Source organism: Pseudomonas sp. PLB05, from assembly GCF_021106615.1.
In the GTDB taxonomy this organism is placed as follows: domain Bacteria; phylum Pseudomonadota; class Gammaproteobacteria; order Pseudomonadales; family Pseudomonadaceae; genus Chryseomonas; species Chryseomonas benzopyrenica.
The window spans coordinates 922,568-949,169 of sequence record NZ_JAJOHO010000003.1; the positions used below are offsets into that span (position 1 = coordinate 922,568).

26 protein-coding genes are annotated in these 26,602 nt (G+C 66.7%); 11 read left to right on the top strand and 15 right to left on the bottom strand.

The genetic code is table 11. From position 1 onward, the window contains the following. Nucleotides 1-94 precede the first annotated feature (94 nt). From LRS53_RS17055 to lnt, 4 genes are all read left to right on the top strand, one after another. On the top strand, nt 95-1,111 hold the full coding sequence (locus LRS53_RS17055; protein WP_231356683.1) for a PhoH family protein: 1,017 nt from the start codon (nt 95-97) through the stop codon (nt 1,109-1,111). Beyond that, nucleotides 1,101-1,556, top strand: a complete 456-nt coding sequence (ybeY, locus tag LRS53_RS17060; RefSeq protein ID WP_059313907.1) for an rRNA maturation RNase YbeY — start codon at nt 1,101-1,103, stop codon at nt 1,554-1,556. Before LRS53_RS17055 ends, ybeY begins: the two co-directional genes overlap by 11 nt. A gap of 7 nt (nt 1,557-1,563) precedes the next feature. Further along, nucleotides 1,564-2,400: an HlyC/CorC family transporter gene (locus tag LRS53_RS17065; RefSeq protein ID WP_231356684.1), complete on the top strand. Its 837-nt coding sequence runs from the start codon at nt 1,564-1,566 to the stop codon at nt 2,398-2,400. A gap of 273 nt (nt 2,401-2,673) precedes the next feature. Then, nucleotides 2,674-4,221, top strand: a complete 1,548-nt coding sequence (gene lnt, locus LRS53_RS17070; protein WP_231356685.1) for an apolipoprotein N-acyltransferase — start codon at nt 2,674-2,676, stop codon at nt 4,219-4,221. Here lnt and LRS53_RS17075 read toward each other — a convergent pair. Together LRS53_RS17075 and LRS53_RS17080 are read right to left on the bottom strand one after the other, a co-directional pair. Next, on the bottom strand, nt 4,212-4,973 hold the full coding sequence (locus LRS53_RS17075; RefSeq protein ID WP_064308509.1) for a YdcF family protein: 762 nt from the start codon (nt 4,971-4,973) through the stop codon (nt 4,212-4,214). The two genes, lnt and LRS53_RS17075, sit on opposite strands and share 10 nt — an antisense overlap. A 40-nt stretch (nt 4,974-5,013) precedes the next feature. Beyond that, the gene (locus tag LRS53_RS17080) at nt 5,014-5,337 is read right to left on the bottom strand and encodes a hypothetical protein (protein WP_231356686.1); all 324 of its coding nucleotides are present in this window, start codon (nt 5,335-5,337) and stop codon (nt 5,014-5,016) included. A 176-nt stretch (nt 5,338-5,513) separates the two neighbouring features. Between LRS53_RS17080 and leuS the strand changes: the two genes are divergently transcribed. The 5 genes from leuS (at nt 5,514) to LRS53_RS17105 (ending at nt 11,561) form a co-directional block, all read left to right on the top strand. Further along, nucleotides 5,514-8,177, top strand: coding sequence for a leucine--tRNA ligase (gene leuS, locus LRS53_RS17085; RefSeq protein ID WP_231356687.1), 2,664 nt, complete (start codon nt 5,514-5,516; stop codon nt 8,175-8,177). 25 nt (nt 8,178-8,202) lie between these two features. Continuing rightward, entirely contained in the window at nt 8,203-8,817 is a 615-nt protein-coding gene (locus tag LRS53_RS17090; protein WP_017642503.1) for an LPS-assembly lipoprotein LptE, read from the top strand. Nucleotides 8,818-8,865: 48 nt separating this feature from the next. After that, entirely contained in the window at nt 8,866-9,903 is a 1,038-nt protein-coding gene (holA, locus tag LRS53_RS17095) for a DNA polymerase III subunit delta (RefSeq protein WP_231356688.1), read from the top strand. Between the two features lie 89 nt (nt 9,904-9,992). Beyond that, nucleotides 9,993-10,154, top strand: a complete 162-nt coding sequence (gene arfA / locus LRS53_RS17100; protein WP_007159657.1) for an alternative ribosome rescue factor ArfA — start codon at nt 9,993-9,995, stop codon at nt 10,152-10,154. A gap of 84 nt (nt 10,155-10,238) precedes the next feature. Further along, on the top strand, nt 10,239-11,561 hold the full coding sequence (locus LRS53_RS17105) for a lytic murein transglycosylase (RefSeq protein ID WP_173148415.1): 1,323 nt from the start codon (nt 10,239-10,241) through the stop codon (nt 11,559-11,561). Between the two features lie 45 nt (nt 11,562-11,606). On the opposite strand, the gene LRS53_RS17110 is transcribed toward LRS53_RS17105, so the two are convergent. Then, nucleotides 11,607-12,506, bottom strand: a complete 900-nt coding sequence (locus tag LRS53_RS17110) for a LysR family transcriptional regulator (RefSeq protein WP_231356689.1) — start codon at nt 12,504-12,506, stop codon at nt 11,607-11,609. Nucleotides 12,507-12,609: 103 nt separating this feature from the next. On the opposite strand from LRS53_RS17110, the gene LRS53_RS17115 reads away from it, so the two are divergent. Together LRS53_RS17115 and pgm are read left to right on the top strand one after the other, a co-directional pair. Next, a complete protein-coding gene (locus LRS53_RS17115; protein ID WP_231356690.1) occupies nt 12,610-13,359 on the top strand; it encodes a sulfite exporter TauE/SafE family protein in 750 nt (249 codons plus the stop codon). Nucleotides 13,360-13,521: 162 nt separating this feature from the next. Next, nucleotides 13,522-15,186 (top strand): phosphoglucomutase (alpha-D-glucose-1,6-bisphosphate-dependent), encoded by a 1,665-nt coding sequence (pgm, locus tag LRS53_RS17120; RefSeq protein ID WP_231356691.1) that lies wholly within the window; start codon nt 13,522-13,524, stop codon nt 15,184-15,186. 116 nt (nt 15,187-15,302) lie between these two features. Here pgm and lipA read toward each other — a convergent pair whose 3' ends face one another. The 12 genes from lipA to LRS53_RS17180 all read right to left on the bottom strand — a co-directional run bounded on the left by lipA (nt 15,303) and on the right by LRS53_RS17180 (nt 26,451). Further along, nucleotides 15,303-16,301 carry a lipoyl synthase gene (gene lipA / locus LRS53_RS17125; protein WP_017642509.1) on the bottom strand — a complete coding sequence of 333 codons (999 nt, stop codon included), beginning with the start codon at nt 16,299-16,301 and terminating at the stop codon, nt 15,303-15,305. Between the two features lies 1 nt (nt 16,302). Beyond that, the gene (lipB, locus tag LRS53_RS17130; protein WP_231356692.1) at nt 16,303-16,959 is read right to left on the bottom strand and encodes a lipoyl(octanoyl) transferase LipB; all 657 of its coding nucleotides are present in this window, start codon (nt 16,957-16,959) and stop codon (nt 16,303-16,305) included. Next, entirely contained in the window at nt 16,959-17,234 is a 276-nt protein-coding gene (locus LRS53_RS17135) for a DUF493 domain-containing protein (protein WP_017642511.1), read from the bottom strand. Before LRS53_RS17135 ends, lipB begins: the two co-directional genes overlap by 1 nt. A gap of 73 nt (nt 17,235-17,307) precedes the next feature. Next, nucleotides 17,308-18,468, bottom strand: coding sequence for a D-alanyl-D-alanine carboxypeptidase family protein (locus tag LRS53_RS17140; protein WP_026084012.1), 1,161 nt, complete (start codon nt 18,466-18,468; stop codon nt 17,308-17,310). Between the two features lie 126 nt (nt 18,469-18,594). Then, nucleotides 18,595-19,584 (bottom strand): septal ring lytic transglycosylase RlpA family protein, encoded by a 990-nt coding sequence (locus LRS53_RS17145; RefSeq protein ID WP_231356818.1) that lies wholly within the window; start codon nt 19,582-19,584, stop codon nt 18,595-18,597. Beyond that, nucleotides 19,584-20,597, bottom strand: coding sequence for a lytic murein transglycosylase B (gene mltB, locus LRS53_RS17150; protein ID WP_442968532.1), 1,014 nt, complete (start codon nt 20,595-20,597; stop codon nt 19,584-19,586). Before mltB ends, LRS53_RS17145 begins: the two co-directional genes overlap by 1 nt. A gap of 30 nt (nt 20,598-20,627) precedes the next feature. Then, nucleotides 20,628-21,731 carry a rod shape-determining protein RodA gene (gene rodA / locus LRS53_RS17155; protein WP_085984320.1) on the bottom strand — a complete coding sequence of 368 codons (1,104 nt, stop codon included), beginning with the start codon at nt 21,729-21,731 and terminating at the stop codon, nt 20,628-20,630. A gap of 44 nt (nt 21,732-21,775) precedes the next feature. Then, on the bottom strand, nt 21,776-23,683 hold the full coding sequence (mrdA, locus tag LRS53_RS17160; RefSeq protein WP_231356693.1) for a penicillin-binding protein 2: 1,908 nt from the start codon (nt 23,681-23,683) through the stop codon (nt 21,776-21,778). A gap of 12 nt (nt 23,684-23,695) precedes the next feature. Then, complete coding sequence (gene rlmH, locus LRS53_RS17165) at nt 23,696-24,163, bottom strand: 23S rRNA (pseudouridine(1915)-N(3))-methyltransferase RlmH (RefSeq protein ID WP_007159668.1); 468 nt, start codon at nt 24,161-24,163, stop codon at nt 23,696-23,698. 5 nt (nt 24,164-24,168) lie between these two features. Continuing rightward, nucleotides 24,169-24,519 carry a ribosome silencing factor gene (rsfS, locus tag LRS53_RS17170; protein ID WP_017642516.1) on the bottom strand — a complete coding sequence of 117 codons (351 nt, stop codon included), beginning with the start codon at nt 24,517-24,519 and terminating at the stop codon, nt 24,169-24,171. Between the two features lie 10 nt (nt 24,520-24,529). Beyond that, a complete protein-coding gene (nadD, locus tag LRS53_RS17175; RefSeq protein WP_017642517.1) occupies nt 24,530-25,192 on the bottom strand; it encodes a nicotinate-nucleotide adenylyltransferase in 663 nt (220 codons plus the stop codon). Then, nucleotides 25,192-26,451 (bottom strand): glutamate-5-semialdehyde dehydrogenase, encoded by a 1,260-nt coding sequence (locus LRS53_RS17180; RefSeq protein ID WP_026084015.1) that lies wholly within the window; start codon nt 26,449-26,451, stop codon nt 25,192-25,194. The genes nadD and LRS53_RS17180 overlap by 1 nt, the downstream gene beginning before the upstream one ends. Nucleotides 26,452-26,602: the final 151 nt, after the last annotated feature.

The following is a 26,602-nucleotide window of genomic DNA, read 5'->3' on the forward strand; positions in this document are numbered from 1 at the left end:
GTCGCATGCGCCCTTTGCCAAGGGCGCGACCCAGGTTACTCTCACGCTACGTCAAGTTTTCGTAAAGCCAATCCAAAGGGTTTCCCAGCACACCTTGAATACCCCCCAGACGCTCCAGCATTTCACCCTCGAACCCTTCGATGCCGACCGTTTCGCCAACCTGTGCGGCCAGCTCGATGAAAATCTGCGCCAGCTCGAACGCCGTCTCGGCATCGAGATCCGCAATCGCGGCAACCAGTTCGAACTGGTCGGCGAGCCCGAGCGCACCCGCGCAGCGCAGAATCTCCTGCAGCGCCTCTATCGCGAAACCGCCAGCGGCACGGCGGTAGCACCGGAACTGGTGCACCTCTATCTGCAGGAATCCGGTCTGGAAGCCCTGCAGGAAGAACACCGTGGCGGTGGCGACACCAGCGTGGCCCTGCGCACCAAGAAGGGCATGATCCGCCCGCGCGGCGCCAACCAGCAGCGCTACGTCAAGTCGATCCTCGATCACGACATCAACTTCGGCATAGGTCCGGCCGGTACCGGCAAGACCTACCTGGCCGTGGCCTGCGCCGTGGACGCCCTGGAGCGCGAGCAGATCCGCCGCATCCTGCTGGTACGCCCGGCCGTGGAAGCCGGCGAGAAGCTCGGCTTCCTGCCCGGCGACCTGGCGCAGAAGATCGACCCCTATCTGCGCCCGCTGTACGACGCCCTCTACGAGATGCTCGGCTTCGAGCAGGTGGCCAAGCTCATCGAGCGCCAGGTCATCGAGGTCGCGCCGCTGGCCTACATGCGTGGCCGGACCCTCAACAACAGCTTCATCATTCTCGACGAAAGCCAGAACACCACCCTCGAGCAGATGAAGATGTTCCTCACCCGGATCGGTTTTGGCTCCACCGCGGTGATTACCGGTGACGTGACCCAGGTCGACCTGCCGCGTGGCACCAAGTCGGGCCTCAAGCACGTCATCGAGGTCCTGCGTGACGTGCCCGGCATCGGCTTCACCCATTTCGAGTCCAAGGACGTGGTGCGCCACCCGCTGGTGCAGCGCATCGTCGAGGCCTACGACCGCTTCGAGGCGCTGCAGGACAAGCCGCGCGGCAACGGCGAGGATCGCCATGGCGATTGAGCTGGACGTCCAGGTCGCCAGCGAGGCGGCCGACCTTCCCGAGGAGCCGGACTTACGCCTCTGGTGTGAACTGGCCCTGCGCGCCCGCCAGGGCGATTCGGAGCTCACCATTCGTCTGGTGGACGAAGACGAAGGCCGCGAGCTCAACCGCACCTGGCGGCACAAGGACTACGCCACCAACGTGCTGTCCTTTCCGGCCGACGTGCCGGACGAATTCCTCGATATTCCCCTGCTCGGCGATCTGGTGATCTGCGCCCCCGTGGTGGCCCGCGAAGCCGCCGAGCAAGGCAAGCCTGTCAAGGCGCACTGGGCGCACCTGGTCATCCACGGCTGCCTGCACCTGCTTGGCTACGATCATCTGGAAGATGACGAAGCCGAGGAGATGGAAGACCTGGAACGCCAATTGCTCGCTGAACTCGGCTATCCCGATCCCTACGGTGAATGACACACACATGAACGAAGATCGATCAGGCAATGGGCATCGTTCCTGGCTGGAACGCATCGTCCAGGCCTTTGCCCATGAACCCAAGAGCCGCCAGGAACTGCTGGAACTGCTGCGCGAAGCGCACGAGAACAAGGTGCTCGACAGCGAGGTGCTGTCCATCGTCGAAGGCGCCATCTCGGTGGCCGACCTGCAGGTGCGCGACATCATGGTGCCGCGCTCGCAGATCATCAGCATTCGCGCCCAGCAGACCCCCGCCGAATTCCTGCCGGCGGTGATCGAGGCGGCCCACTCGCGCTATCCGGTGATCGGCGATGGCCCCGACGACGTGCTCGGCCTGCTGCTGGCCAAGGACTTGCTGCCGCTGCTGCTGGACCCTGCACGGGTCTTCGACTTCAAGACGGCGCTGCGCCCGGCCACCTTCGTACCCGAGTCCAAGCGGCTCAACGTACTCCTGCGCGAATTCCGTTCCACCCACAGCCACATGGCCATCGTGGTGGACGAATACGGCGGCGTCGCCGGCCTGGTGACCATCGAGGACGTGCTGGAGCAGATCGTCGGCGAGATCGAGGACGAGCACGACGTGGAGGAAGAGAGCTTCATCAAGTCGCTGCCCAATGGCGACTTCGTGGTCAAGGCGCTCACCCCCATCGAGACGCTCAACGAGATTCTGGAAACCCGCTTCGCCGACACCGAGGCCGACACGGCCGGCGGCCTGGTGATGAATCGCCTGGGCCACCTGCCCAAGCGCAACGAGGAAACGGTGATCGACGATTTCCGCTTCCGCGTGCTCAACGCCGACGGCCGCCGCATCCACCTGCTGCGCGTGACCCCGGTCAACCGCTAGCACGGCCCAGGCAATGCCCATCGCACGCCCTCCTACGGACCGCCGTAGGTTGGGTTGAGCGCAGCGAAGCCCAACAGGCCTTGCCTCGACTGCACGACTGTTGGGCTTCGACGATAGAGTCGTCCTAGCCCAACCGACGGATCGCCATGGCCGCGATAGCCTTTACCATCCCCTCCCCAACTGCGACCTGGCTCGCTCTCCCTCAAGCGCCTTTGGCACTGACTCGCGCCGGCGAGTAAGCTTGCGCAGCCTCGATCGGACCAAGGATTTTCGATGCGCTGGATCTCTCAACCCGGCTGGAAGGGCAACCTTCTGGCGCTCTTCGCTGGCGCCCTTACGCCCCTGGCGTTGGCCCCTTTCAACATCTGGCCGCTGGCACTGCTGTCCGCCGGTCTCTTCTACCTGGGCCTCAAGGGGCTCGGTGCCTGGCGCGCCCTGCTGCGCGGCTGGTGCTACGGCTTCGGCGCCTTTCTCGCCGGCACCAGCTGGATCTACGTCAGCATCCACACCTACGGTGCCGCGCCGGTGCCCCTGGCGCTCTTTCTCACCGTGGGCTTCTGCGCAGGCATCGCGCTGTTCTTCGCCCTGCCCGCCGGCCTGTGGGCGCTGTGCCTGAGACGCAACCAGGCACCCCTGGGCGACGCCCTCACCTTCGCCGGCCTGTGGTTCGCCCTGGAGCTGTTTCGCAGCTGGGCGCTGACCGGCTTTCCCTGGCTGCTGCTGGGCTACAGCCAGCTCAGCGGTCCCCTGCAGGGGCTGGCGCCCTTGGGCGGCGTCTGGCTGATCTCGGCCGTGCTGGCCTTTACCGCAGCGCTGCTGGTCAACGCCCCGCGGCTGATCCTGCGACCGGTGGCCCTGGTCGCGGCCCTGGTGCTGGTGGCCCTGCCCTGGGTGGCCGGCGATGTCTTCCAGGGCCAGGTCTGGACCCAACCGGCCGGCGCGCCGCTCAAGGTCGCCGGGATCCAGGGCAACATCGCCCAGGAACTCAAGTGGAATCCCGACCATGCCCGCGCCACCCTGGCGCTCTATCGCGACCGTACCGCCGAGCAGACCGACGCCGACCTGGTGGTCTGGCCGGAAAACGCCATTCCCGTGCTGCGCGAATACGTCGGTGACTTCCTCGCCGCCGAAGGCGCCCAGGTGGCGGCCCATGGCGGCGCCCTGGTGACCGGCCTGCCCGCTCGGGAACGCGACGCCGACGGCGATTCGCGCTACTTCAACAGCATCACCGCGGTCGGCAACGGCTCGGGTACCTACTACAAGCAGAAGCTGGTGCCCTTCGGCGAATACGTGCCGCTGCAGGAATACCTGCGCGGCCTGATAGGCTTCTTCGACCTGCCCATGTCCGACTTCGTCCGCGGCCCCGAGCAGCAGGAGCCACTACTGGTGAAGGGCTATCGCGTGGCGCCCTACATCTGCTACGAGGTGGTCTATCCGGAATTCGTCGCCAGCATGGCGGCCCGGAGTCAGCTGCTGCTCACCATCAGCAACGACACCTGGTTCGGCAAGTCCATCGGTCCGCAGCAGCACCTGCAGATGGCGCAGATGCGCGCCCTGGAAAGCGGTCGCTGGCTGGTACGGGTCACCAACGACGGCATCACCGCGCTGGTCGATCCCTTCGGTCGCATCAGCCGGCAGATCCCGGCCTTCCAGGTCGGCGTGCTGCAGGGCACCGTGGTCCCCATGGATGGCCTGACCCCCTATCTGCACTACCGCCTCTGGCCGCTGGCGATCTTTTCCGCCCTGGTGCTGCTCTGGGGTCTGCTGCTGCGGCGGCAGGATCGTCCGGAAGAGGCACCGCTGGTGGTGACTCAGCGATAGGCGAGCGGATAGAGCAGCAGCCCAGCGGCCTCGTTGAGCAACTGGGCGGTTTGCTCGACCGCCTTGGCTTCCGGCAGCCAGCCACCGAAGGGCCGTGCGTTGGGAATACCGATGAAGCCCATGGGCGCGGCCACCACCTGGAAGCCCTGGCGCTCGAAGCACCAGCGCGAACGGGCCATGTGATAGGCCTGGGTCACCAGCACCACCCGCTTCACCCCGGCCTCACGCAGCAGCGGCGCACTGAGGGTGGCGTTCTCCCAGGTGGTGCGGCTGGCACCTTCCTGCCAGCGGACCGGCACCCCCAGGTCGCGTTCCATCACCTCGGTCATCAGTGCCGCCTCGCTCAGCGGGCGGTCATGGGGCGAGCCTCCGGTGATCAGCACCGGCAGGCCGCTGGCCTTGGCCAGCCGCGCCGCATAGCGCAATCGCTCCACCGCCAGGTGACTGGCGGCATCGCCGGCCCAGCCCGGATCGTCCACCTCGCGCCCGGCGCCCAGCACCACGATGGCATCGGCCTGCTGCGCAAGCGTCGCCCAGCGCGCTTCGGGCAGGGCGGCGTCGCGCTCCAGCAGGCGACCGCCGGTTTCCACCACCACCGGCAGGGTACTGGCCCAGAGCCCCAGCAGACCGCCCAGGAAGCAGGCCAGGCCCAAACGGGGATAGCGGCGACGCAACCACCACCCCAGCAACAGGAGCAGCAGCAGGCCGCCCGGTGGCAGCAGCAGTTGCTTGAAGAAATAGCGCAGACCCATGGTCGCTCCGGTCGAGGCGACCTCCGGGCCGCGGCGGCGCTCAGTGTAGGGGAGCGCGGACCCGGGCAGAAGGACTCTCGACCAGGACCTGCCGCCCCTGGCAATGACTGCAAAAGGATCCCGCCGGCTGTACCCGCCCGCAGCCCAGGCAGCAGGCCATGGCCGCCTCCGTCGCCTGGTGACGTTCCAGCCAGCGCCTGATCAGGGCGTACTCGGCCGGACTCAGGCCCTGCACCTCGACCTCCCCATCGGCGCTGTCATAGAGACGCTCCTGGGTAGCCGCCTCATCCAGCGCCAGCGCCAGGCGCCGTTGCAGGCGCACGTCGACGGGCAGCTTGTCGGACTCGCGTCGAAACTTTCCCATGATGGCGATCATCCTCCCGGGTAATTGAACGGACGTTTGATCAGCCTAGTACGGCCCTTCCAACCCTGCCTCCCCGGAGTGCGAAACAAGCGACAGCCCGGGACATTTCCCCGCGCTCGGGGGGTCATGTATGCTTGGCGGCTCGATCAAACGCCTCTGCAGCCCTCGACACGCCCATGCACGAACACTATCAGCCCCGCGAAATAGAAGCCGCCGCCCAGTCCTTCTGGGACCAGAATCTGTCCTTCAAGGCCACCATGCGTCCGGGCCAGGAGAAGTTCTACTGCCTGTCGATGTTCCCCTACCCCAGCGGCAAGCTGCACATGGGGCACGTGCGCAACTACACCATCGGCGACGTCATCGCCCGCTACCAGCGGATGCTGGGCAAGAACGTCCTGCAGCCCATGGGCTGGGACGCCTTCGGCATGCCCGCCGAAAACGCCGCCATGAAGAACGGCGTGGCCCCGGCCAAGTGGACCTACGAGAACATCGCCTACATGAAGTCCCAGCTGCAGAGCCTAGGCCTGGCGATCGACTGGTCCCGCGAGGTCACCACCTGCAAGCCCGACTACTATCGCTGGGAGCAGTGGCTGTTCACCCAGCTGTTCGAGAAGGGCATCATCTACCGCAAGAACGGCACGGTGAACTGGGACCCGGTGGACCAGACCGTACTGGCCAACGAGCAGGTCATCGACGGCCGCGGCTGGCGCAGCGGTGCGCTGATCGAGAAGCGCGAGATCCCCATGTACTACTTCCGCATCACCGACTATGCGGAAGAGTTGCTGACCTCCCTCGACGGCCTGCCCGGCTGGCCCGAGCAGGTCAAGACCATGCAGCGCAACTGGATCGGCAAGTCCCGCGGCATGGAGGTGCAATTCCCCTATGACCAGGACAGCATCGGCGCCGAAGGCACCCTGAAGGTCTTCACCACCCGCCCCGACACCCTGCTCGGCGCCACCTATGTCGCCGTGGCCGCGGAACACCCGCTGGCCACCCAGGCCGCCCAGGGCAATGCCGAGCTGCAGGCGTTCATCGACGAGTGCAAGCGCGGCGGCGTCGCCGAAGCCGACATCGCTACCCAGGAGAAGAAGGGCCTGGACACCGGCCTGTTCGTCCGCCATCCGCTGACCGACGCCCGCCTGCCGGTGTGGGTCGCCAACTATGTGCTGATGCACTATGGCGACGGCGCGGTCATGGCCGTGCCCGGTCACGACGAGCGTGACTTCGAATTCGCCAACAAGTACCAGTTGCCCATCGTCCAAGTGGTGGATACCGCCGAGGCCACTCGCGTGCTGGCCAATCCGGACGACTACAGCCCCGCGGAATACGAGCGCTACCAGTTCGACCCGGTGCAGTGGAAGGACTGGTACGGCAGCAAGGAAGGCTTCCTGATCAATTCCGGCGCCTACGACAACCTGAGCTACGACGCCGCCTTCGACGCCATCGGCGCCGATCTGCAGGCCAAGGGCCTGGGTCAGCCGCGCACCCAGTTCCGCCTGCGCGACTGGGGCATCAGCCGCCAGCGCTACTGGGGCTGCCCGATCCCGATCATCCACGGCGAAGATGGCATCGACATCCCGGTGCCGGCCGACCTGCTGCCGGTGGTGCTGCCCGAAGACGTGGTGCCGGACGGCGCCGGCTCGCCCCTGGCGCGTATGCCCGAGTTCTATGAGACCGTCGATCCGCGCAATGGCCAGCCGGCCCGGCGTGAAACCGACACCATGGATACCTTCGTCGAAAGCTCCTGGTATTTCGCCCGCTATGCCTCGCCGAACTTCACCGGCGGCATGCTGGACAAGGAAGAAGCCAACTACTGGTTGCCCGTCGACCAGTACATCGGCGGCATCGAGCACGCCATCCTGCACCTACTCTATTCGCGCTTCTTCCACAAGCTGATGCGCGACCAGGGCCTGATCGATTCCGACGAGCCCTTCGAGAATCTGCTGACCCAGGGCATGGTGGTGGCCGAGACCTACTACCGCACCCTGCCCAACGGCAGCAAGGACTGGTTCAACCCGGCCGATGTCGAGGTGGAGCGCGATGCCAAGGCCAAGGTGATCGGTGCGCGCCTGAAGAGCGACGGCCAGCCGGTGGAAATCGGCGGCGTCGAGAAGATGTCCAAGTCGAAGAACAACGGCGTCGATCCCCAGGCGATGATCGACCAGTACGGTGCCGATACCTGCCGGCTGTTCATGATGTTCGCCTCGCCGCCGGACATGAGTCTGGAATGGTCCGATTCCGGCGTCGAGGGCGCGAGCCGCTTCCTGCGCCGTGTCTGGCGCCTGGCCCAGGCCCACGTCACCCAGGGCCTGCCCAGCGCTGGTGCCCTTGGCGAGCTGTCGCCGGCCCAGAAGGAGGTGCGTCGCGCCATCCACCTGGCCATCCGCCAGGCCAGCCAGGATATCGGTCAGCATCACAAGTTCAACACCGCCATCGCCGCGGTCATGACCCTGATGAACGTGCTGGAAAAGGCCGCCCAGGACAGCGACACCGATCGCCGTCTGCTGCAGGAAGGCCTGGAGGCCGTCACCCTGCTGCTGGCCCCCATCACCCCGCACATCGCCCACGGTCTCTGGCAGCAGCTGGGCCACAGCGATGCGGTCATCGACGCCCGCTGGCCGCAGGTGGACGAAAGCGCCCTGGTGCAGGACAGTCTGCAGATCGTCATCCAGGTGAACGGCAAGCTGCGCGGCCAGATCGAAGTACCGGCCGATGCCAGCCGCGAGGCCATCGAGGCCGCCGCCCGCGCCAACGAGAACGTGGCACGCTTCACCGAGGGTCTGACCATCCGCAAGGTCGTCGTGGTCCCGGGTAAACTGGTCAACATCGTCGCCAACTAAGACACGCGAACGGAGCAGACAACAGATGAAGAAACGGATTCTCCCCGGCCTTGCGGTAGTCGGCCTGGCGACCCTGCTGACCGCCTGCGGCTTCCAGCTGCGTGGCACCGGCGAAACCCGCCTGACCGTGAACGAGCTGAACCTGACGGCGCGCGACGCCTATGGCCAGACTGTCAAGGACGTACGCGACATGCTCGAGGACGCCCATGTGCGGATCACCTCGGGCGCGCCCTACACCCTGGATCTGGGTGGCGAAGCCCAGAGCGAGCGCACCGCCAGCTACACCAGCGGCGCCCGCAGTGCCGAGGTCGAGCTGACCACCCGTCAGCCCTACACCATCATCGGCAAGAACCAGGCGGTGCTGGTCAGCGACTATCTGGAAACCCAGCGCTACTACGTGACCGACCAGAACAACATCGTCGGTTCCGAACAGCAGAAGGACCAGCTGCGTCGCGAAATGCGTCGCGAACTGGTGCAGCAGCTGGCCGCCCGCCTGCAGGCCCTGACGCCGGAGCGCCTGGACAAGCTGCAGCGCGACGCCGATGCCCGCGCCGCCGCCAAGGCCGAAGCCGACCGCCGCGCCCGCGAGTCCGCCCCGCCGCAGCAGTCGCCGATCGACATCCCCACCCCCGCGCGCTAAGCGCCGCAGCCGGAGCCGCAAGGCTCCGGTTTGCCCTTCCGGTTCAGCATGAAACTCAACGCCAATCAGCTGGGCAAGCAGCTCCAGGGCTCGCTGGCCGCCGTCTATGCCGTCAGCGGCGATGAGCCCCTGCTCTGCCAGGAAGCCAGCGACGCCATTCGCAGCGCGGCCCGTGCCCAGGGCTTCGACGAGCGCGAGGTCTTCGACGTCGATGCCGGCTTCGACTGGGGTCGTCTCTACGAGGCCGGCGCCAGCCTCTCGCTGTTCGCCCAGAAACGCATCCTCGAATTGCGTCTGCCCACCGGCAAGCCCGGCGACAAGGGCTCCGCCGCCCTGCTCGATTACCTCGCCCGCCCGGCCGAGGACACCCTGCTGCTGATCAGCCTGCCGCGCCTCGACGCCGCCGCGCAGAAGACCAAGTGGGCCAAGGCTCTGCTGGAGCACCCGCAGGCGCAGTTCGTGCAGATCTGGCCGGTGGAACTGGCGCAGTTGCCGCAGTGGATCAACCAGCGCCTGTCGCGCCTGGGGTTGGCCGCCACACCCGAAGCCGTCGAACTGATCGCCGAGCGGGTGGAAGGCAACCTGCTGGCCGCCGCCCAGGAGATCGAAAAGCTCCGCCTGCTCATCGAAGGCTCCCAGGTGGACGCCGAGACCGTACGCGCCTCGGTGGCCGACAGTGCCCGCTACGACGTGTTCGGCCTGCTAGATGCCGCCCTGGCCGGCAATGCGGAGCACGCCCTGCGCATCCTCGAAGGCCTGCGTGGCGAAGGCGTGGAGGCGGCCGTGGTGCTCTGGGCCCTGGCCCGGGAACTGCGGCTGCTGGCCAACCTGGCCCATCTGCAGGAAAGCGGTACGCCCCTGGAGCGCGCCTTCACCCAGGTCAAGCCGCCGGTGTGGGACAAGCGTCGCCCCCTGGTCAGCCGCGCCCTGCAGCGCCAGGGCGCCCGCCGCCTGGAAGCCCTGCTGCGCGAGGCCCAGGTCGCCGACGAACAGATCAAGGGCCAGGCGCCTGGCGAGGTCTGGCTGACGCTGGCCAGCCTGGCCCTGACGCTCGCCGGCAAGCGACTGGCCCTGCCCAGGTCCTAGCGCTGGCCGGCGCTTGTAATGCCCGGCCCTTGCAATAGACTGGCGTGCCCCCATCAAGGGGGAGTCCCCACCCCTCGGAGCACGCACTCATGGCCAAGAAATACAGCCGCGGCCCCAACAAGGCCAAGGTCCTCGTCAGCGATCCCCGTTATCGCGCCCGCCAGGAAAAGCCCGCCAAGGGCAAAGGCAGCTACCGCCGCGAAGCCTTCTCGTTGCAAGACGAGAAGGCTTCGGTCTTTCTGGCCGCCTGAAAGCCGCGCTCAGACGCCTGACAGACGTCGGGACCCGGGCCGTGCTAAGGTGAGCCTTCCTGCCTAGACGTCCGGTGGAGACAGATGCAATTCGGGAAAACCCGCGGATTCAAGACCGGCGGCCTCCTCGCCGGAACCCTGGTCACTCTGCTGACCGCCGCCCTGGCCGCCTGCGCCCAGACCCAGACGACGCCCACCGCGGCGTCCTCTTCACCCGCCTCGTCCAAACCCGCACCCGCGGCCAATGCCCCCGCCTCGGCGGCCGAGGCCCTGCCGCAGCCGGATGAGAGCTTCGAGCAATGGCGCAGTCGCTTTCGCACCCTGGCCCTGGGCCGGGGCATCTCGGCCGCTACCTTCGACCAGGCGTTTGCAGGCGTGCAACCCGATCCGGCGGTCATCGCCGCCGATCGCAGCCAGCCGGAATTCACCAAACCGGTCTGGGAGTACCTGGAATCCGCCGTCTCGCCCCTGCGGGTGCGCAACGGCAAGAGCCTGCTGATCCAGCAGGCCGGGCTGCTGGCCTCCCTGGAAGCCCGCTACGGCATCGAGCCGGCGCGCCTGGTGGCCTTCTGGGGCATGGAAAGCAACTACGGCAACAACATGGGCAACAAGGGCGTCATCCGCTCTCTGGCTACCCTCGCCTATGAAGGTCGCCGCCCGGACTTCGCCCAGGACCAGCTCATCGCCGCCCTCGGCATCCTGCAGCACGGCGACGTCACCGCCGACCGCATGATCGGCTCCTGGGCCGGCGCCATGGGCCAGACCCAGTTCATTCCCACCACCTACGACCAGTACGCGGTGGACTTCGACGGCGACGGTCGCCGCGACATCTGGGGCTCCACCGCCGACGCCCTGGCCTCCACCGCCAACTACCTCAAGGCCTCCGGCTGGCAGGACGGCAAGCCCTGGGGCTACGAGGTCCGGGTCCCGGCCAACTTCGACTACAGCCTGGCCGACATGGGCGTGCGCAAGAGTCTGGCCGAGTGGAACGCCCTGGGCATCCAGGGCCTCGGCCTGCCGCAACCGGCCGCCCAGCCCAGCGACAGCGCCTCGCTGCTGCTGCCCGCCGGCCATCGCGGTCCGGCCTTCCTGGTGTTCAACAACTTCCGCACCATCCTCAGGTACAACAACTCCAGCTCCTATGCCCTGGGCGTGGCGCTGCTCTCGGAGCGCTATCGCGACGCCGGGCAGATCGCCGGCAGTTGGCCCACCGATGACCTACCGTTGAGCCGTAGCGAGCGGGTCGAACTGCAGCAGCGCCTGGCCGCCCTGGGGCTGGACCCGGGCAGTGCCGACGGCATCATCGGCGCCAACACCCGCAAGGCCATCCGCGCCTACCAGCAATCCCAAGGCTGGCCCGCCGACGGCTATCCCAATCACCAGCTGCTGGAAAAACTGCGCGGCTGAGGCCTTCGACGACCCGTACCTCAGCCAGGGGCGGGTCGTCGAGCGTCAGGCGTAGCGCGCCTCTCTCACCAGCACCGCCAGCAGGGCCGTTGCCGCTGGCGACAGTTCGGCGAAATCCCGACAGCCCACCACCAGCTCCCGACGCGCCCAGGCATCGCGCAGCGGATGGCTGGCCAATACCCATCGCTTTTCCGCCTGGACCAGACTCGCCGCGGGCAGGATGGCCACGCCCAGGTCCCGGGCGACCAGGGCACAGGCCTGGGCCGGGCTCGGCACCCGGATACGGATCGCCAGCTCCCGCCCCCACTGCGCCGCCTGGGCTTCCACATGCAGCTGCAAGGCATTGCCACGCGACAGACCGACGAAGGGCTGTTCGAGCAACCGCGCGAACTCGATCGCCTCACCCGCGGCCAGCGGTACGCGTCCCGGTGCTGCGACCAGCACCAGGGGGTCCACCCGGAAGGGCCGGACGTGCAGCCCCTCCACCTCCGGCGCCGCGACGAAGATGCCCAGGTCGGCACGGCCTTCGCGGAGCGCCGTTACGATGCGCGAACTCGGTAATTCCTCGACTTCCACATCCACCCTGGGCTGCGCCTGGAGGAAAACCGCCAGGGGCTCATCGAGGTGCTCCATCAGCGCGGCGCCATTCGCCAACAGTCGCACCCGCGTGCGGCTGTTGGCCACCGCGCCGGCAAGATCCTGGGCCATCTCGTCCAACCGCAGCAGGATCGCCCGGGCATGGCGCTCCAGGGTCAGGCCGGCGGGTGTGGGACGCACGCCACGCGCATGACGAACCAGGAGCGGCGTGCCCAGGCTGTCTTCCAGGGCCTTGATGCGGGCACTGGCCGAGGGCAACGCCAGGTGGCTCCGCTCGGCGCCCAGGGTGATGCTGCGCGCTTCCACGACATGGAGGAACAGCCGCAGGTCGAGCAGGTCGTAGCGCATCGCCTCAAAGCCTCTGTATGGACCTTAGGCAGCCTTCGCCAATCCCGGCTTCTCACCCAGGGTCCTGGAGCCCATGGTAACGCCTCCACCCGAGGAGACGACCATGACCCTGCTGCTCTGTATCCTGATCTTCGTGCTGGCGGGACTGACCAAGGGTGTGCTCGGCCTGGGCCTGCCCACCGTCGCCATGAGTCTGCTGGCGCTGCTGATGACCCCGGCCGAAGCCGCTGCCCTGCTGTTGATCCCGTCCCTGCTCACCAATGTCTGGCAATTCTGCGCCGGCCCCGCGCCCTGGCAGAGCGTCAAACGCCTGTTGCCGCTGCAACTGGCACTGGTGCCGGGCACCCTGCTCAGCATCCCGCTGCTGACCGGGAGCGATAGCGCCGGACTCGCCGCCGCGCTCGGTGCGGTGCTGGTCGCCTATGGCCTGATCGGCTGGACCGGCTGGCGACTGCCCGTGCCGGGCCGCCACGAGGGCAAGATCGCGACCCTGGTGGGCTTCGTCACCGGTCTGATCACCGGCATGACCGGGGTCTTCGTGCTGCCGGCGGTGCCCTACCTGCAAAGCCTGGCCCTGGACAAGGAACGGCTGATCGAGGCCTTGGGCCTGACCTTCACCGTGGCCACCCTGGCGCTGCTGATCGGCCTCTGGTGGCAGGACGCGCTGGCCATAGAACGCCTGGGCGCCTCCAGCCTGCTGCTGCTGCCGGCCCTCCTGGGCATGTGGGTGGGCCAGTGCGTGCGTCAGGGACTCGACGAGCAGTTGTTCCGCCGGTTGTTCTTTGGGGGGTTGCTGCTGTTGGGTGCCTACGCCGTCCTGCATTATCTGCTGCGCTTGGGCTATCTTGGCTGAGCCCGTCATCACAGTGCAGCCTGGCCCAGCCGGTGTAGGCTGCACCTTCGGCGGGCGTCACGGTCTATGGGCGTAGCTGAACGGTCGCCGCACAGCGGTTAGCCTTCAGACCCGGCCCCGTGCCCGACCGTTGCCCTTTTCCGACGTATACAGGACGCTTTCATGACGCTCGCTCCCAATGCAGGACGCCTCCCCGACGAGAACACCCTGACCCATCTGCCGCGCCTGGTGGCACGCTACTACAGCGATCGCCCCGACCCCAGCGATCCGGGTCAGCAGGTGGCCTTCGGCACCTCCGGGCACCGTGGCTCCTCGCTCAAGGGCAGCTTCAACGAGTGGCACATCCTCGCCATCACCCAGGCCATCTGCGAATACCGCCAGGCTCAGGGCGTCGACGGTCCGCTGTTCATGGGCATGGACACCCATGCGCTGTCCGAGCCGGCCTTCATCTCCGCCCTGGAAGTCCTGGCCGCCAACGGCGTGGACGTCCGTATCGACGCCGGCTGCGCCGAGACCAACGGCGAACCGGGTTACACCCCCACCCCGGCGCTGTCCAACGCCATCCTCGAATACAACGCCGGCCGCAGCTCGGGCCTGGCTGACGGCATCGTCATCACCCCGTCGCACAACCCGCCGGCCGATGGCGGCTTCAAGTACAACCCCACCAATGGCGGCCCGGCCGACACCAACGTCACCAAGAGTATTCAGGACCGCGCCAATGCCCTGCTGGTGGCCGGTCTCGACGGCGTCAAGCGGATGGATTACCGCCAGGCGCTCAAGGCCGCCACCACCCAGAGATTCGATTTCCTCGACAGCTATGTCGGCGGCCTGGGCCAGGTCATCGACCTGGACGCCATCCGCGGCTCCGGCCTGACCTTTGGCGTCGATCCCCTAGGCGGCGCCGGGGTGCACTACTGGCCGCGCATCGCCGAGCGCTATGGCCTGCCGCTGGAAGTGCTGTCGACCCGTGTCGATCAGACCTTCCGCTTCATGCGTTTGGACTGGGACGGCAAGATCCGCATGGACTGCAGCTCGCCCCACGCCATGGCCGGCCTGATCGAGAACAAGGACAGATTCGACGTCTCCTTCGCCTGCGACACCGATCACGACCGCCACGGCATCGTCGCCCGCTCGGTGGGCCTGCTCAATCCCAACCACTACCTGGCGGTGGCCATCGAATACCTCTTCACCCATCGTCCGCAGTGGAGCCAGCAGGCCGGCATCGGCAAGACCCTGGTGTCTTCGTCGATGATCGACCGCGTGGCCCAGGGCATTGGCCGCCAGGTGGTGGAAGTGCCGGTGGGCTTCAAGTGGTTCGTCGACGGTCTGCTGGACGGCAGCCTGGGCTTCGGTGGCGAGGAGTCCGCCGGCGCGTCCTTCCTGCGCAAGGCCGGCGGCGCCTGGTCCACCGACAAGGACGGCCTCATCCTCGGCCTGCTGGCCGCGGAGATCACCGCCGTGACCGGCAAGGACCCGGGCGAGCGCTACCAGGCGCTGACCGAACGCTTCGGCGCCCCGGTCTACCAGCGCATCGACGCCGCCGCCGACCGCGAGCAGAAGGCTCGTCTCGGCAAGCTGTCCGCCGCCCAGGTCACCGCCAAGGAGCTCGCCGGCCAGCCGATCACCGCCATCCTTACCGAAGCCCCCGGCAATGGCGCCGCCATCGGTGGCCTCAAGGTGGTCACCGAGAACGGCTGGTTCGCTGCCCGTCCCTCGGGCACCGAGGACGTCTACAAGATCTACGCGGAAAGCTTCGAGGGCGAAGCCCACCTGGGCCGCATCCAGGAAGAAGCCAAGGCGTTGGTGGATGGTGTGCTGCGCGGCTGATAACGCGCGCCCTCACCCCGACCCTCTCCCAAAGGGAGAGGGTCGGGGTGAGGGGTTCATCTCCGCAATGGAAAAGGGCAGCCACTGGGCTGCCCTTTTCCATGACGACGCCAGGATCAGTTGATCTTGGTGCCGTGGGCCTGCTGGTCGGCGTGGTAGGACGAGCGCACCAGCGGACCGGACGCGACGTTCTTGAAGCCCATCTTGGCGCCTTCCTCGGCATACCAGGCGAAGGTATCCGGGTGGACGAAGCGCTGCACCGGCAGGTGGTTGCGCGAGGGCTGCAGGTACTGGCCGAGGGTCAGCATGTCGATCTCGTGCTCGCGCATGCGCTGCATGACCTCGATGACTTCCTCGTCGGTCTCGCCCAGGCCCAGCATCAGGCCGGACTTGGTCGGCACGTGGGGCACGCGCTTCTTGAAGTTTTGCAGCAGGTCCAGCGACCACTCGAAGTCCGAACCCGGACGCGCGGCCTTGTACAGGCGCGGGACGGTCTCCAGGTTGTGGTTGAAGACATCCGGCGGCTCCTGCTCGGTGATCGCCAGGGCAACGTCCATGCGGCCGCGGTAGTCGGGCACCAGGGTCTCCAGCTGAATGCCGGGGGTCAGCTTGCGGATCTCGCGCAGGCAGTCGACGAAGTGCTGGGCACCGCCGTCGCGCAGGTCGTCGCGGTCCACCGAGGTGATCACCACGTACTTGAGGCCCAGGTCGGCGATGGCCACTGCCAGGTTCTTCGGCTCGTCCACGTCCAACGGCTTCGGTCGGCCGTGGCCGACGTCGCAGAAGGGGCAGCGCCGGGTGCAGATGTCACCCATGATCATGAAGGTGGCGGTGCCGCCGGAGAAGCACTCGCCCAGGTTGGGGCAGGAGGCCTCTTCGCAGACGCTGTGCAGCTTGTGCTTGCGCAGCAGCTGCTTGATGCGCTCGACCTCGGGGGTGACCGGGATGCGTACGCGGATCCAGTCCGGCTTGCGCGGCAGCTCCTCGGTGGGAATGATCTTTACCGGGATGCGCGCGACCTTTTCGGCGCCGCGCAACTTGACGCCGGCTTCCACCTTGTTGGGGCGGGCGGGCGGGGTAAGGGTCTGGACGCTGTCTTGTACTGTAGTGGTCATGTCAATCCGATTCCAGGGTGATCGGTTCGGGGTAGCCCAGGCGCAGACTCAGGTGACGCACCAGAGACTCGCGGACCTCGTCGAAAGCTAGTGGCCCGGTCACCAGATCGCGGAGCTGGGTCATGGCCAGGCCGGCATAACCGCAGGGGTTGATCCGGCGGAAGGGCGCCAGATCCATGTCAACGTTGAGCGCCAGTCCATGGAAGGAACGCCCATTGCGGATGCGCAGCCCCAGGGAGGCGATCTTGGCGCCATCCACATAGACACCCGGCGCATCGGCCCGGGCCTCGGCCTGCACACCCCAATCGGCGAGCAGCGCGATCAGGCTGTCTTCCATGGCGCTGACCAATTCTCTCACGCCCAGGCCCTTGCGGCGAACATCCAGCAGCACATAGGCGATGAGCTGACCGGGTCCATGGTACGTGACCTGGCCGCCGCGATCGACCTGCACCACCGGAATGTCGCCCACGGCGAGCAGGTGCTCGGGCTTGCCGGCCTGCCCCTGGGTGAAGACCGCGGGGTGCTGCAGCAGCCAGAGTTCGTCGGAGGTGGCCGGGCCGCGCTCGTCGGTGAAGCGACGCATGGCCTCCAGGGTCGCCGCGTAGGGCCGCAGGCCCCAGCGGCGCACGCCCAGGCTGGCCGGGGCGGGAGCGTTCATCAGATCACCATGTGCACGCGGCCGGTGGCGCGCAGGTCCTGGTGGATGGCCTGCAACTGGTCCACGCCGGTGGCGGTGATGAGCACCTGCACCGAGAGGAAGCGGCCGTTGCGGCTGTCACGGCTCACCAGGGTGCCGCGATCCAGATCCGGCGCATGGCGCTGGACGATGTCGAGCACCAGCTCGGCGAAATCGGCACCGGCATCGCCGATCACCTTGATGGGATAGCGCGGGCAGGGAAATTCGATCTTGGGGGGTTGTACGTCTTCGGTCATGCGGACTTCCAGGCCGACCACTGTCGGCAGGGGGTGAAAGGCCCGCGAGCGCGGGCCTTTCCAGGACAACGGATCAGTTGAACAATCCGTAGAAGAACAGGCGAATGCTATCCCACAGGCGACGGAAGAGGCCACCCTCCTCGACCGGCTGCAAGGCGACCAGGTCGGCGGTGTGCACCACCTTGTCATCCAGCTTCACCTCGACCTTGCCGATCACCTGGCCCTGGGCGATGGGAGCGGTCAGCTGCGGATTGAGCACCATCTCGGCATGCAGCTTCTTGGCCTGGCCACGCGGCAGGGTCATGGTCAGGTCGTTGGCCAGACCGGCCTGGACCTCACGAGCGTCGCCCTTCCACACCGGCGCCTTGGCCAGTTCGGTGCCCTTCTTGTAGAAGGACTGGGTCTCGAAGAAGCGGAAGCCGTAGGTCAGCAGCTTCTGGGTCTCGGCGGCACGGGCCTGTTCGCTGTTGGTGCCGAACACCACGGCGACCAGGCGCATGCCATCGCGAACGGCCGAGGCCACCAGGCAGTAGCCGGCTTCGTCGGTGTGGCCAGTCTTCAGGCCGTCGACGGTCTTGTCGCGCCACAGCAGCAGGTTGCGGTTGGGCTGCTTGATGTTGTTCCAGAAGAATTCCTTCTGGGAGTAGATGGCGTAGTGCTGGGCATCGGCGTTGATGATGGCGCGCGCCAGGATGGCCATGTCATGGGCCGAGGAATAGTGGTTCGGATCCGGCAGGCCGGTGGCGTCCATGAAGTGGGTGTTCTGCATACCCAGCTTCTGCGCGGTGGTGTTCATCATGTCGGCGAAGGCGTCTTCGCTGCCGGCGATGTGCTCGGCCAGGGCGACGCTGGCGTCGTTGCCGGACTGGATGATGATGCCATGCAGCAGGTCACCGACCGACACCTGGGTGCCGACCTTGATGAACATCCGTGAACCGCCGGTACGCCAGGCGTGCTCGCTGACGGTGACCATGTCCGATTCCTTGATGCGACCCCGGTTGATTTCCAGGGTGGCGATGTAGGCGGTCATCAGCTTGGTCAGGCTGGCCGGCGGCAGGCGCTGGTCGGAGTTGGATTCGGTGAGCACGGCGCCGCTGTTGGCGTCCATGAGAATCCAGGCCTTGGCGGCCAGCTGGGGCGCCGCCGGGACCATGGTCTCGGCCGCCCAGACGGCCGGGACACAGGCGATCGTTACTAGGAGGAGCAGGCGTCGAGCGAGTTTTGCGATTGTCATCCGAATCTCTGAAAGGTTGGGGTATGGCAGGAGCAGCGGACCCAGACCGCACGGTCCACGTCGATCCCCGCGAGGGGGATCACGACGGCCGGGGCCGGCGACTGGGCGTCATGAAGCATCCCTGCTTCAATCCGGTTGCACGAGAGACGCCTGACCCAGGCGGGCCACGCGTACGCTGTTCTGGAGCTGGGAGACCTCAGCCGGCTGGACCGGTCCGAGGCGGACCCGATGCAAGGTCTGCTGGTTGCGCACCGTCGAACTGATGAACACCGGGGCACCGGTCAGGTCGCTGAGCTTGTCCTTGAGCAATTCCGCAGCGTCCGGATTGGCGAAGGCCGCCACCTGCAGATAGAGCCCAGCGGCTGGGGCAGAAACGTTTTTTTTTGCGTCGACGGCAGCGGGCGTCACCGGCTCGGCGTGCTGGTTGACCGGTGGCGTATAGGTCTCGATGGCGCCGAAGGTCTGGGTCTCGGTGGTCTTCTGGGCCACCGGTGCCTGGCGCGGCTGGGCCAGCACCATGGGCACCGCCTGGCCACGCTGGGCCCAGTACTGCTGCGGATCTATGCCCTCGACGCTGACCCGGGCGGTACCGGTCTCGGCGTAGCCGAGCTTCTTGGCGGCGGCGAAGGACAGGTCGATGACCCGGTCGGAATAGAAAGGTCCGCGGTCGTTGACGCGCAGGATGACGCTACGCCCGTTGTCCAGGTTGGTGACGCGCACGTAGCTGGGCAGCGGCAGGGTCTTGTGCGCCGCGGTCATGCCATAGAGGTCGTAGGTCTCGCCGTTGGCGGTGGCCTGGCCGTGGAACTTGGTGCCGTACCAGGAGGCGGTGCCGGTCACGCGGTAGTTGCGCGAGTCGGTCAGCGGGAAATAGGTCTTGCCCAGCACGGTGTAGGGATTGTTCTTCAGCGGCCCGTTGTAGGGCATGGGCACGGCGTCGGGAATGCGGCTGACGTCCACGTCCCACCAGGGCGCACCGTCACGGTGCGGACGCAGGTAGCCACCCGGCCCGGCCACACCCTTGCTGGTCGGCTTGGGCGCCTGGCTGGAACAACTCACCAGCAACAGGCCGAGACCCAGGCAGCCGGCCAGGCGCGCCAGGGCAGTCAGACGCATCACGGCTTGACGCCCTCGGCGGCATGGCGCTCGGCGATGGCGTTCGCCAGATCGGTCACCGCCATGGCGTACATGACGCTGCGGTTGTATCGGGTAATGGCGTAAAAATTGGGCAGGCCCATCCAGTACTCCGGTCCCTTGTCTCCGTCGAGGCGGAACGAGGTTACACGCAAATCGTCACGCAGGGCAGGGTCTTGAGCGTTCCAGCCCAGGGCACGCAGCTCGGCGACGCTCTTGACCGGCTCGATCCCGGCCACCACGCCCTCCTCCGCCCGCTCGCCGCTGACCTGCGCGCGAATGGCGGTCGGCCCGCGGCCGGACCAACCGTGGCGCTTGAAGTAGTTGGCCACGCTGCCGATGGCGTCGGTGGGATCGGACCAGATGTTGATGTGGCCGTCGCCATCGAAGTCCACCGCATAGGCGCGGAAGCTGCCCGGCATGAATTGCGGCAGGCCCATGGCCCCGGCATAGGAACCGGTCAGGCTGAGCGGATCGACCTGCTGCTCGCGGGCGAGCAGCAGGAATTCACGCAGCTGGCTGCGGAAGAAGGGCGCGCGCGGCGGATAGTCGAAGGCCAGGGTCGAGAGCGCATCCAGCACCCGGTAGTTGCCGGTATTGCGACCGTAGAAGGTTTCCACGCCGATGATGGCGACGATGAACTGGGCCGGCACGTCGTATTCGCGCTCGGCGCGGGCCAGCGCCTCTTCGTGGGTCTTCCAGAAGTCGACACCCTGGGCGATGCGCCGATCGGTGATGAAGATGGGGCGGTATTCGCTCCAGGGCTTGACCCGCTCGGCCGGCCGCGAGATGGCGTCGAGGATGGCCTGCTTGCGCTCGACCTCGCCGAACAGCGCCTGCAACTGTTCCGGGGCGAAGCCATAGCTCTGACTCATCTCGGCGATGAAGTCGCGCGTCAGCGGTGCCGTGTCGTAGTCACCCGCGACGACACCGGTCGTCACGCCCATCGCCGTGGCGAGCCCGAGGCTCTGCAAGCAGCGACGCATCCATCCCATTGTCGGCATCTAACCCTTCTTTGTTGCGTGTTAAACCTGGGCGATCCACTTGCGGTGCGTGTGGATCGACATCAAAACTCCGAACCCGGTGAGCAAGGTGACCACCGAGGTGCCGCCATAACTGATGAATGGCAGCGGGACACCCACCACGGGCAGGAGGCCGCTGACCATGCCGATGTTGACGAAGACATAGACGAAGAAGGTCATGGTCACGCCGCCGGCGAGCAATTTGCCGAACAACGTCTGGGCCTGCACGGTGATGGTCAGGCCGCGACCGATGAGCAGCAGATAGAGCACCAGCAGCAGGCAGACACCGACCATGCCGAACTCTTCGCCGAGGACGGCAATGATAAAGTCCGTGTGACTTTCCGGCAAAAAATCCAGATGAGACTGGGTACCCAGCAGCCAGCCCTTGCCGAACACCCCGCCCGAGCCGATGGCGGCCTTGGACTGGATGATGTTCCAGCCGGCGCCCAGCGGATCCATTTCCGGATCGAGGAAGGTCAGCACGCGGCGTTTCTGGTAGTCGTGCAGCACGAAGAACCACATGGCCACCGCCAAGGGCACCGCGGCGCTCACCGCGCCGATCAGCCAGCGCCACTGCAGGCCGCCGACGAACAGCACGAAGCCGCCCGAGGCCAGCACCAGCATGGCGGTACCGAGGTCGGGCTGATCGAGGATCAGCACGAAGGGCACCACCACCAGCGACAGGCTGATCAGGCTGTGCTTGAAGTTCGGCGGCAGACTGCGCTTGGACAGGTACCAGGCCATCATCATGGGCATCAAGAGCTTCATGAATTCCGACGGCTGGAAGCGGATGACCCCGGGAATGTTGATCCAGCGGGTCGCGCCCATGGCGTTGTGGCCCATGACGTCCACCACCACCAGCAAGGCCACGCCGACCACATAGCCCAGGGGTACCCAGCGCGCCATGAAGCGCGGTTCGAGCTGGGCGACGACGGCCATGGCCACCAGGCCGAGACCAAAGGAGCTGGCCTGCTTGAACAGCAGGTCGAGATTGCGCCCACCGGCGGAATAGAGGACGAACAGGCCGGTCGCGCCCAGCATCAGCAGCAGGATCAGCAGAGGACCGTCGATGTGCAGGCGCTGCAGCAGGGTAGCCCGCCGCTTCATCACGTCCCCTTCGGGAATGGTGCGATCGAAGTTGGGAGCGAGACTCATGGCTGCACCTTGGTCGCGGCGGCGGTGGCCCCGGCGGTGGTCGGCTTGGCGTACTCGGCCTTGAGATGGCCCTGCTCATCGAGCAGCCAGGCGTCGAGCACCTGACGCACCACCGGGGCGGCCACGCCGCTGCCCGACTCGCCGTTCTCGACCATCACCGCCACGGCGATCTGCGGATTGTCGGCCGGGGCGAAGGCGACGAACAGGGCGTGGTCGCGATGCCGCTCCTTGAGCGCCGCCGAGTTGTACTTTTCGTTCTGGCGAATGGCGACCACCTGGGCCGTACCGCTCTTGCCGGCGATGCGGTACTGGGCACCGACGTTGATCTTGTGCGCGGTGCCGCGCGGATTCTGCACCACCATTTCCATGCCGTGGACGGCCCTGTCCCAGTAGGTCGGGTCCCTGAGCTCGATGTCGGGCATGGGATTGCTGTCCACCGGCGGCTGGCCATCGAGGCTCTTGGCCAGGTGCGGGCGGATCCATTTGCCATGGTTGGCGATCAGGGTGGTGACCTGGGCCAGCTGCAGCGGCGTGGTCTGCATGTAGCCCTGGCCGATACCGAGGATCAGCGTCTCGCCGGGGAACCAGGCCTGGCGGCGGGTGGCACGCTTCCACTGGCGCGAGGGCATCAGGCCCGGTGCCTCTTCGAACATGTCCAGGGCGACCTTTTGCCCGAGGCCGAACTTGCCCATGTACTCGGAAAGCCGATCGATGCCGATCTTGTGCGCAAGATCGTAGAAATAGGTGTCGTTGGATCTCATCAGCGCCATGTCCAGATCCACGTAGCCGTCGCCACCATGGTTCCAGTTACGGTACTTGTGATCGTAGTTGGGCAACTCGTAGTAGCCCGGATCGAAGACCCGCGCCTGGGGCGTGGTGGCACCGCTGTCGAGACCGGCGATGGCCACCGCCGGCTTGATGGTCGACCCCGGCGGATAGAGGCCACGCAGCACCCGGTTGTAGAGCGGGCGATCGATGGAGTCGCGTAGCTCGGAATATTCCTTGAAGCTGATCCCGGTGACGAAGGGATTGGGGTCGTAGCTCGGCTGGCTGACCATGGCCAGCACCTCGCCGGTCTTGGGCTGGATGGCGACGATGGCGCCACGGCGCCCACCCAGGGCGGCTTCGGCGGCGGCCTGCAGGCGCGAATCGATGGTCAGGACGATGTCCTTGCCCGGCTTGGGGTCGGTGCGATTGAGCACCCGCAGCACCCGGCCGCGGGCGTTGGTCTCCACCTCTTCGTAGCCTACCTCACCGTGCAGCTCGGGCTCGTAGAAGCGCTCCACGCCGGTCTTGCCGATGTGGTGGGTACCGCTGTAGTTGACCGGATCCAGGCGCTTGAGCTCCTGTTCGTTGATCCGCCCGACATAACCCACCGAATGGGCGAAATGCTCGCCCATGGGATAGTGACGCACCAGTTGCGCCGTCACCTCGACCCCGGGCAGGCGGAACTGGTTGACGGCGATCTTGGCGATCTGCTCCTCGGTCAGCTCGAACAGTACCGGCACCGGCTCGAAGGGACGCCGGCCCTGTTTCATGCGCTTCTCGAACAGCTCGCGGTCTTCCTCGGTCAGGCCCAGGACCTGCACCAGCGTATCGAGGGTCTGTCGCCAGTTGTCGGCCCGCTCGCGGGTGATGGTCAGGCTGAAGCTGGGACGGTTGTCGGCGACGATGATGCCGTTGCGGTCGTAGATCAGGCCCCGGGTGGGCGGGATCGGCTGGACATGGACCCGGTTGTTTTCCGACAGGGTCGAATGGTAGTCGTGCTGGATGACCTGCAGGTAGTACATGCGCGCCACCAGTACGCAGGCGAGCGCGAGAAAGATGACCGCCCCGATCGTCACGCGGGCGCGGACGAGCTGGGCGTCTTTCTCGTGGTCCTTGAGGCGTATGGGTTGCGACATCGCAGGTACGGACTACTTGTGATACGGATGGCCGGCCAATACGGTCCAGGCGCGATAGAGCTGCTCACCGACGAGGATGCGCACCAGCGGATGCGGCAGGGTCAGCGGCGAGAGCGACCAGCGCTGTTCACTGCGGGCCTGCACCTCGGGCGCGAGGCCCTCGGGGCCGCCGACCATGAGGTTGACGGTCCGGGCCTCCAGGCGCCACTGCTGGAGTGTTTCAGCCAATTGCTCGGTGCTCCAGGGCTTGCCGGTGACCTCCAGGGTCACCACGCGCTCGCCCGGCTGCACCTTGGCCAGCATGGCCTCACCCTCCTGGCGGATCAGCCGGGCGACGTCGGCGTTCTTGCCGCGGGTCTGCAGTGGGATCTCGACGAGTTCCAGCGGCAGTTCCGGCGGTAGACGCTTGACGTACTCGTGCCAGCCCTCCTCGACCCAGCGCGGCATGCGCGAGCCGACGGCGATGAGACGCAGGCGCACCGGACTTATTCGCCTTGGGCGGCGCGGCTCTGCTCGGCACCGCGCCAGAGGCGCTCGAGGTCATAGAACTCGCGGGTGGTCGGCAGCATCACGTGGACGACCACGTCGCCCAGGTCCAGCAGCGCCCATTCGCCGCCTTCCAGGCCTTCGCTGCCCAGCGGACGCACGCCCTGCTGCTTGACCTTTTCCAGCACGTTGTCGGCCAGCGACTTGACGTGGCGGCTGGAGGTGCCGCTGGCGATGACCATGATGTCGGTCACGCTGGTCTTTTCCCGCACGTCCAGGGAGATGATGTCCTGGGCCTTCATGTCTTCCAGGGCGGCGATGGCCACCTGGACGAGTTGTTCGCTTTGCATGGTGTAGCTCTTACCTCGGTTCGGAGGACGCCGGATAGAGGCCGTGCGTCCGGATGTAGTCAAGCACGGCATCGGGCACCAGGAAGCGGATGGACTTCCCGGTAGCCAAGAGGCCGCGGATCTGGGTGGCGGACACCGCGAGCGGGTTCTGCCAGATAAAGGTGATCTGCCCGCCCGGCCCCTTCAGGGCCTGGGGATCGGGCTGACTGCGCGCCGCCAGGAAATCACGCAATTCCTGGCAGGGCTCGCTGTCGGCGTCGGGTCGTTGCAGGACCAGGATGTGGCACAGCTCCAGCAATTCGCGCCAGCGGTGCCAGCCTGGCAGGCCGCAGAAGGCGTCCCAGCCCAGCATGAGCAACAGCTGCACCTCATCGCCGAGTTCGGCGCGCAGGCTTTCCAGGGTCTCTATGGTATAGGAGTGGCGCGTCCGGCGCAGTTCCCGGTCATCGACCACCAGGGTCGCGACGTCGGCCACTGCCAGGCGCACCATCGCCAGGCGATCCTCGGCGGAGACGCTGGGCGCCTCGCGATGGGGCGGCCGGGCGCTGGGAATCAGCCGTAGCTCGTCCAGCGCCAGGGCTTCGGCCACCTCCAGCGCCGCGCGCAGGTGGCCGATGTGCACGGGATCGAAGGTACCGCCGAACAAGCCGATGCGGGTGGGCAGGCTGCTCATCAGCTGCGGACGTGACCGTCGCCGAAGACCACGTATTTCTCGCTGGTCAGTCCTTCCAGGCCCACCGGTCCGCGGGCGTGGAGCTTGTCGGTGGAGATGCCGATCTCGGCGCCCAGGCCGTATTCGAAGCCGTCGGCGAAGCAGGTCGGCGCATTGACCATGACCGAACTGGAATCGACTTCGGCGAGGAAGCGCCGCGAACGGCCGAGATTTTCCGTCACGATCGCATCGGTGTGATGGGAGCCGTAGTGGTTGATATGCTCGATTGCCTGGTCCAGACCCTCGACGATGCGGATCGACAGAATGGGTGCCAGGTATTCGGTGGACCAGTCGGCCTCGGTGGCGGGCAGGGCCTGGATCAGGTCACGCGTACGCTCGCAGCCCCGCAGTTCCACGCCCTTCTCTTCGAAGCGGCGCGCCATGGCCGGCAGGAAGGTTTCAGCCACCTTGGCATCGACCAGCAGCGTTTCCATGGCACCGCAGATGCCATAGCGGTAGCACTTGGCGTTGAAGGCAATGGACTCGGCCTTGGCAAGGTCAGCAGCCTCGTCGACATAGACGTGGCAGATACCGTCGAGGTGCTTGATCACCGGGACGCGGGCATCGTTGCTGATGCGCTCGATCAGATTCTTGCCACCCCGCGGCACGATGACGTCGACAAACTCCGGCATGGTGATCAGGGCGCCGACGGCAGCCCGGTCGGTGGTCTCCACCACTTGGACCGCGGCAGCGGGCAATCCGACCTTCGCCAGGCCCTTCTGAATGCAGGCCGCGATGGCGCGATTGGAGCGAATGGCTTCCGAGCCGCCGCGCAGGATGGTCGCGTTGCCCGACTTCAGGCAGAGACTGGCCGCATCGATCGTCACGTTGGGACGAGATTCATAGATGATGCCGATGACCCCCAGCGGCACGCGCATCTTGCCGATCTGGATACCGGAAGGCCGAGCGCTCAGGTCGCGAACGGCGCCCACGGGATCGGGCAAGGCGGCAACCTGTTTGAGACCGTTGATCATCGCGTCGATCCGTGCCGGCGTCAGCGTCAGCCGGTCCAGCAAGGCCGGCTCGAGTCCCGCCGCTGTGGCCGCGACGACATCCTCGGCATTGGCTGCGACCAACGCCTCGCGATCTTCGCCCAAGGCATCCGCAATGGCGCTCAACGCCAGGTTCTTCTGGCCAGTGGACGTACGAGCGAGGACCCGCGACGCGGCACGGGCAGCCTGGCCAAGACGGGTCATGTAGGCGGAGACGGACTCGGTCATGGTCGGCGGCCTGCGAAAGACGGTGGGAAAGCCGCAGAGTATAGCGTCGCCGGGCCCTGCGCGGCCAGCGCCGAGGGGCCTGGCCATGGCATTCGCCTGCGCGATTTGGTTGACTCGCCACGGCCTGTCGGGAATCATCCGCGGCTGTATT

Bases quoted from the DNA above. Each gene is read 5' to 3' on its own strand.
- ybeY (WP_059313907.1), top strand. From the start codon at position 1,101: ATGGCGATTGAGCTGGACGTCCAGGTCGCCAGCGAGGCGGCCGACCTT.
- LRS53_RS17065 (WP_231356684.1), top strand. From the start codon at position 1,564: ATGAACGAAGATCGATCAGGCAATGGGCATCGTTCCTGGCTGGAACGC.
- lnt (WP_231356685.1), top strand. From the start codon at position 2,674: ATGCGCTGGATCTCTCAACCCGGCTGGAAGGGCAACCTTCTGGCGCTC.
- LRS53_RS17075 (WP_064308509.1), bottom strand. From the start codon at position 4,973: ATGGGTCTGCGCTATTTCTTCAAGCAACTGCTGCTGCCACCGGGCGGC.
- LRS53_RS17080 (WP_231356686.1), bottom strand. From the start codon at position 5,337: ATGGGAAAGTTTCGACGCGAGTCCGACAAGCTGCCCGTCGACGTGCGC.
- leuS (WP_231356687.1), top strand. From the start codon at position 5,514: ATGCACGAACACTATCAGCCCCGCGAAATAGAAGCCGCCGCCCAGTCC.
- LRS53_RS17090 (WP_017642503.1), top strand. From the start codon at position 8,203: ATGAAGAAACGGATTCTCCCCGGCCTTGCGGTAGTCGGCCTGGCGACC.
- holA (WP_231356688.1), top strand. From the start codon at position 8,866: ATGAAACTCAACGCCAATCAGCTGGGCAAGCAGCTCCAGGGCTCGCTG.
- arfA (WP_007159657.1), top strand. From the start codon at position 9,993: ATGGCCAAGAAATACAGCCGCGGCCCCAACAAGGCCAAGGTCCTCGTC.
- LRS53_RS17105 (WP_173148415.1), top strand. From the start codon at position 10,239: ATGCAATTCGGGAAAACCCGCGGATTCAAGACCGGCGGCCTCCTCGCC.
- LRS53_RS17110 (WP_231356689.1), bottom strand. From the start codon at position 12,506: ATGCGCTACGACCTGCTCGACCTGCGGCTGTTCCTCCATGTCGTGGAA.
- LRS53_RS17115 (WP_231356690.1), top strand. From the start codon at position 12,610: ATGACCCTGCTGCTCTGTATCCTGATCTTCGTGCTGGCGGGACTGACC.
- pgm (WP_231356691.1), top strand. From the start codon at position 13,522: ATGACGCTCGCTCCCAATGCAGGACGCCTCCCCGACGAGAACACCCTG.
- lipA (WP_017642509.1), bottom strand. From the start codon at position 16,301: ATGACCACTACAGTACAAGACAGCGTCCAGACCCTTACCCCGCCCGCC.
- lipB (WP_231356692.1), bottom strand. From the start codon at position 16,959: ATGAACGCTCCCGCCCCGGCCAGCCTGGGCGTGCGCCGCTGGGGCCTG.
- LRS53_RS17135 (WP_017642511.1), bottom strand. From the start codon at position 17,234: ATGACCGAAGACGTACAACCCCCCAAGATCGAATTTCCCTGCCCGCGC.
- LRS53_RS17140 (WP_026084012.1), bottom strand. From the start codon at position 18,468: ATGACAATCGCAAAACTCGCTCGACGCCTGCTCCTCCTAGTAACGATC.
- LRS53_RS17145 (WP_231356818.1), bottom strand. From the start codon at position 19,584: ATGCGTCTGACTGCCCTGGCGCGCCTGGCCGGCTGCCTGGGTCTCGGC.
- mltB (WP_442968532.1), bottom strand. From the start codon at position 20,597: ATGGGATGGATGCGTCGCTGCTTGCAGAGCCTCGGGCTCGCCACGGCG.
- rodA (WP_085984320.1), bottom strand. From the start codon at position 21,731: ATGAAGCGGCGGGCTACCCTGCTGCAGCGCCTGCACATCGACGGTCCT.
- mrdA (WP_231356693.1), bottom strand. From the start codon at position 23,683: ATGTCGCAACCCATACGCCTCAAGGACCACGAGAAAGACGCCCAGCTC.
- rsfS (WP_017642516.1), bottom strand. From the start codon at position 24,519: ATGCAAAGCGAACAACTCGTCCAGGTGGCCATCGCCGCCCTGGAAGAC.
- nadD (WP_017642517.1), bottom strand. From the start codon at position 25,192: ATGAGCAGCCTGCCCACCCGCATCGGCTTGTTCGGCGGTACCTTCGAT.
- LRS53_RS17180 (WP_026084015.1), bottom strand. From the start codon at position 26,451: ATGACCGAGTCCGTCTCCGCCTACATGACCCGTCTTGGCCAGGCTGCC.